The 5285-nt window shown below is 71.4% G+C and carries 4 protein-coding genes; 1 reads left to right on the top strand and 3 read right to left on the bottom strand.

Annotated features, from left to right (window positions below; translation table 11 throughout):
* Positions 1-123: 123 nt before the first annotated feature.
* The 3 genes from AOK09_RS36140 to AOK09_RS36130 all read right to left on the bottom strand — a co-directional run bounded on the left by AOK09_RS36140 (position 124) and on the right by AOK09_RS36130 (position 4411).
* A complete protein-coding gene (locus tag AOK09_RS36140) occupies positions 124-447 on the bottom strand; it encodes a hypothetical protein (RefSeq protein WP_055591403.1) in 324 nt (107 codons plus the stop codon).
* 34 nt (positions 448-481) lie between these two features.
* Entirely contained in the window at positions 482-2149 is a 1668-nt protein-coding gene (locus AOK09_RS36135) for a sodium:solute symporter family protein (RefSeq protein ID WP_055591402.1), read from the bottom strand.
* A 759-nt stretch (positions 2150-2908) separates the two neighbouring features.
* Complete coding sequence (locus AOK09_RS36130) at positions 2909-4411, bottom strand: FAD-dependent monooxygenase (RefSeq protein ID WP_407675463.1); 1503 nt, start codon at positions 4409-4411, stop codon at positions 2909-2911.
* A 92-nt stretch (positions 4412-4503) separates the two neighbouring features.
* Here AOK09_RS36130 and AOK09_RS36125 point away from each other — a divergent pair, with 92 nt between their 5' ends.
* Entirely contained in the window at positions 4504-5142 is a 639-nt protein-coding gene (locus AOK09_RS36125; protein WP_175609388.1) for a TetR/AcrR family transcriptional regulator, read from the top strand.
* Positions 5143-5285 lie beyond the last annotated feature (143 nt).

Below are 5285 nucleotides of genomic sequence, written 5' to 3'. Positions count from 1 at the left end.
GCCCCGCCCGCCCATGCCGTTGCCGCCCCTTCGCCGCGGGCCGGTGCGCCCGAGCAGCACCGTGCCCCCCGCACAGCATGGCAGGGGGCCGGTCCGCGCCGCCGGGGGATCCCCCTCGTCCGCTCAGCCCTGCCGGGAGCCGCTCTCCGAGTCGGGTGTGTGCGCCTGCTGGGGTCCGGGCTCCGCGAGAGCGAGCGGACGCAGACGCATCCACACCAGGAACACGGCCGCGACGGCGAGCATGCCGATGCCGGTCCAGAGGTTGAGGTTGAGGCCCTGGGCCTTCCTCAGCGCGCGGCTGCCGTCGAGCGCTCCGGTGACGGTGAGCAGCACGCCGTAGACGGCGAAGAGTCCGCCGATGACCAGTCTGATGTCGAACAGGCGACGGGATCCGCCGGTCTCCTCCTGCGTCGCGGTGTCCGACGGGCTGTGGTGGATGGTGGGCATGGCACTGCTTCCTTTGCTCATGACGGCAGGGGGCTCAGACCCAGAAGGGGACGTAGCAGACGGCGGCCAGGACCATGGCGGACCAGCCGAGTACGGCCGGACGCCGGTACCAGACCCTGTCCGCGGCGGTCACCGGCTCGGAGTCCTGCTCGGCCGTGCCGTACACCAGGCCGCGCAGTTCGGCTGCCGGACGGGCCCTGGTGAACAGGGTGACCAGGACACTGACCAGTGCGCCGACGGCGAAGGCCACGATGGAGGAGACGAAGTTGGCGCCCTGGTCGCTGGGGATGTGGAGGGTGCCGCCCTTGTAGAGCCAGAAGTAGTTGACCATGGCGGCCACCGTCCCGGCCAGCAGCCCCCAGAAGCCCGCCGCGGGGGTCATCCGCTTCCAGAACATGCCGAGGATGAAGGTGACGAACAGCGGCACGTTGAAGAAGGAGAAGAGCGTCTGCAGATAGGCCATGAGGTTGCTGAAGGTGGAGGCGATGAACGCGGTGCCGATCCCGATGAGCACGCCGACCAGGGTGACCAGCCGGCCGACGCGCAGATAGTGGGCGTCGGGCATGTTGGGCTTGAGGTAGGGCTCCCAGATGTCCGTGGTGAAGACGGTGTTGAAGGAGGAGACGTTCGCGGCCATACCGGCCATGAACGCGGCGAGCAGGCCGGTGACCGCGACGCCGAGGACGCCGTTGGGCAGCAACTGGCCCATCAGCAGCGGGATGGCGTCGTTGTACTGCAGGTCTCCCTTGCCCAGGCCCGGCACGACGGCCGCCGCCACCAGGCCCGGGACGATCACCACGGCCGGGATGAGGATCTTGGGGAAGGCGGCGATCAGCGGGGTGCGGCGGGCCGCCGACTGGCTGCGGGCGGACAGGGCACGCTGCACCTCGGCGAAGTTGGTGGTCCAGTAGCCGAAGCTCATGACGAAGCCGAGGCCCAGCACGATGGTCAGCCAGTTGGCCCCCAGCGGATTGGCGGTGCCGATCGAGGTGCCGCCCCAGGCGGTCATGAAGTCATGGCCGTGTGCCGCCGTCAGCTGGTGGTGCAGGCCGTTCCAGCCGCCGACGCGCTTGAGCGCGACGACGGTCAGCGGGATCAGCGCGGCCAGGATCACAAAGAACTGGAGCACCTCGTTGTAGATCGCCGAGGAGAGGCCCCCGAGGAGGATGTAGGCGAGCACGAAGGCGGCGGCGACGACGATCGACAGCCACAGTGACCAGCCCAGCAGTGCCTTCATGACGATGGCCAGGGCGTAGAGGTTCACTCCGGCGATCAGTACGGAGGAGAGGCTGAAGATGCAGGCGCTCAGCAGATGGGAGGACGGGCCGAAGCGCCGCAGCAGGAACTCCGGCACGCTGCGGACCTTGGAGCCGTAGTAGAAGGGCATCATCACGATGCCGAGGAAGACCATCGCCGGGATGGCCCCCACCCAGTACCAGTGCACGGTGTACAGGCCGTACTGGGCGCCGTTGGCGGCCATGCCCAGGATCTCCGTGGCGCCGAGGTTGGCGGCGACGAAAGCCAGACCGGTGACCCAGGCCGGGAGTGCGCGGCCGGAGAGGAAGAAGTCGAGGCTGGTGCGGACCGACCGCCTGGCCGCGAAACCGATGCCCAGCACCACGAGGAAGTACAGGGCCAGGATCGCGTAGTCGAGCGTGTTGATGTGGAGCTGCAGCGGCGCGGCGAGGAGACGTGGGGACACAGGAGTTCCGTTCGAAGCAGGGCGGAATACTAACGAACTCCACCGTGAGCGATCAGAAACGACCACAAAGGGACAGGTGCTGTGCGCGCCTACCCCATGACTCCGTTCGTATGAACGCCGCATCCGGTCCCCGATCGGCGGCGGAAGGGCGCAGAGGCCGCCCCACCAGGCATGGAGGCGTCCTCAGCGGATCACCATGAGGTTGATCACGGTTTTGCGGCGGGGAGGACGGGCAGGCGATACGGCTTCGGCCCGGACGCTCACCGATCCCGTACGGCGCAGGGCGGGCGGGGTGCGGCGGCCGACCTTCGCCGGCTGGCGAAGGGGGTCAGGGACGCCGCTCCCCCAGCCGTCACCCCGGCGCCGTCCGGGGCGGGTTGTCGAAGCGCCCGCTGCGCACCTCCACCGGTGACATCACGGGTGGCGGCACCAACGGCACCCGCACCCGCCACCTGACATACCGTCAACATCCCGCAGCGGCGGCCACCCGGGCGAGGTGTCGGTCCTCAACATCGGCACCGGCACGCTCAACGGATGGAACCTCGGCACGTCCCTGGGTCTCCGGCCAGGCCGTCAGCAGCCCGTGGAACGGCGTGAACCCCCTCGGCTTCACGGCCACCGGCACCAGCCCCCGGAACTCCCCGCAGCTCACCCCGGGTTCCCGCTCCGGCAGCCCGCCGGGGGCGACCGGTCACCGGGTACGGCCGACCGCGCGGCGCCCGGCTTCCCCCACCCGGCCGGGGCGCCCCGGGACGGCGGTCACCCGGTTCGGGGCATCGTCGTCAGGCTGCCGGTGACCGCGGCCGGCAGGGAGCCGTCGCGGGCCGCAGAGCCGTCCCCGGCCCAGCACACATAACCGTCGGGCCGGACCAGCAGGACCGCCGCACCCAAATCCTCGGCGCAGGTGGCACGGACGAGGTCCACCCGTGGCGGGAGCCGAAGCCCGGCCGGGAGGCCGCCGGCCAGGTCGAGCAGGACGGCGTGCCCCGAGCCGAGGAGCGCCGACAGCCGGACGGGTCCACCCTCGGTGACCAGGTCGGCGTCCGGGATGCGCCGCCCGGTGAGCGGGTGGTCGCCGGGCAGCGGGTAGCTCAGCGAGAGGCCGGACATCAGTCCCGCGATGTGGCGGTTGGCATCGGGCAGTCGCAGCAGGTCGATGACGATGTCGCGCAGCGCGGCCACGTCCTCGTCCGGGTTCGGGTCCGCCAGGACGCGCTGCGCCGACGTGTGGTGCAGGACCTGGGCCGCGACCGGGTGCCGCTCGGCATGGTAGCTGTCCAGGAAGCCGCTCGGCGCCCGCTCCTGGATGGCCGCGGCCAGTTTCCAGCCGAGGTTGAAGGCGTCCTGCATGCCGAGGTTGAGGCCCTGGCCGCCCAGCGGCGGGTGGATGTGTGCGGCGTCGCCCGCGAACAGGACGCGGCCCTCGCGGTAGCGCTCCAGCTGCCGGGTGGCGTCACCGAACCGCGAGGCGTGGTCCACGGCGCCGAGGGTGGTCTCGTCCCCGTACACGGCCCGCAGCGCGGCGGTGATCTCCTGGTGGGTGACGGGGTCCTCGCGGTCGGTGTCCGTTCGGTCCGCGCGTCCGAAGGTGAGCCGGTAGCGGTCGCCGCCGAGCGGGGCCAGCATGGCCCAGTAGCCGCCTCCCTGACGCATCAGGCCGCTGATGTGCCCGAGCTGCCGCGGCACCAGAGGGGACACGGCGGAGAGGCGGATGTCGGCGAGCACCGCCTGATGGGTCCCGGGCCTGCCGGGAAACGGCAGGTTCAGCAGTCTGCGCACCGTGCTGTGGCCGCCGTCGCACGCCACCAGGTAGCGGGCCCGTACCTGCAGGCCGTCCGCCGTCACCAGCACACCGTCGCTGTCGGACGCCACCCCCGAGACGGCGGTGCCGTGCAGGACGCGGACGCCACCGGTGGCCGCCCGCTCCTCGAGCACCTCCTCGATCTCCCACTGGGGGATTGGGATCGGGAAGGGGTGCCGGGTCTGCCAGGGGGTGCAGTCCAGGGGGACGGGCAGGGCGGCGAAGTGGCCGCCGACCGGATCGACCGGCGTGGCCCGGCGCAGCAGGGGTTCCAGCAGTCCGCGCGACTCCAGCAGTTCGGCGGTGCGGGGCTGGATCGCGCCGCCCTTCACTTGCTGGGCCCGCTGCGGCTGCTTCTCCAGCACCAGGGCCCGGACACCGGCCAGGGCCAGTTCGCACGCCAGCGTCAGCCCGGTCGGGCCGGCGCCCACGATGACGGCCTCGGTCTCGATGTCGGTCAACGCCTTCACCTCTTCACTCATTTCTTGCCTCGGAGTAAATGTATACCAGGTGCAGAATTACTCCGGGGGAAGCGTCTGCTACGGTGAACGCCGTGGACGGCAAGCCAGGGCTGCGGGAGCGCAAGAAGCAGCGGACCCATGCGGCGATCTCCGACGCGGCGATCGCGCTCTTCCTCGAACACGGCTTCAACCAGGTCTCGGTGGCCCAGGTGGCCGAGGCGGCCGAGGTGTCCAAGCGGACGCTCTTCGCCTACTTCCCGACCAAGGAAGACCTCGTACTGCACCGCCTCGCCGACCACGAGACCGAGTCCGCACGCGTCGTACGGGCCCGGCCGCCCCGCACCACCCCGCTGGCGGCGCTGCGTGAGCACTTCCTCAGGGGGCTGCGCGAGCGCGACCCGATCACCGGGCTCAACGACCACCCGCAGGTGCTGAGGCTCACCCGCATGATCCTGGACGCACCGTCGCTGGCCGCCCGGATGGAAGGCTTCAGGAGCGGCGCCGAACGCGCGCTCGCCCAGGCCCTGGTCGAGACGGCCGGGACTTCCGATCTGACGGCGCGGCTGGCCGCCGTCCAGATCGTCGGGGTCCAGTGGACGCTGGCGCAGGACAACGCCGCACGCCTGGCGTACGGGCAGTCCGCCGACGAGCGCTGCGCGGGCGCGGTGGCCGACGCGGAGGAGGCGTTCAGGCTGCTGGAGAACGGACTGCGGCACCTGTCCCGGCAGTGACTTCCCCGCGTCCGGACCGGCGGCTGGCCCTGCCCGGCCCTTCCGCACCGGGCCCCTCCGCACCGGCCGGCCTCCGCCCCCGGTCTTCGCCCCCGCCTCGGCGACGGAAACGCCTGGTCGCGGCCGCCTCGGCGCACCTCGGC

Source organism: Peterkaempfera griseoplana (assembly GCF_001418575.1).
Taxonomy (GTDB): domain Bacteria; phylum Actinomycetota; class Actinomycetes; order Streptomycetales; family Streptomycetaceae; genus Peterkaempfera; species Peterkaempfera griseoplana.
The sequence above is the reverse complement of the archived record's forward strand: the minus strand, read 5'-3'. Positions and strand labels throughout refer to the sequence as shown.

What these genes read in the sequence shown, in the direction of transcription:
- AOK09_RS36140 (WP_055591403.1), bottom strand. Translation starts at nt 447, where the DNA reads ATGCCCACCATCCACCACAGCCCGTCGGACACCGCGACGCAGGAGGAG.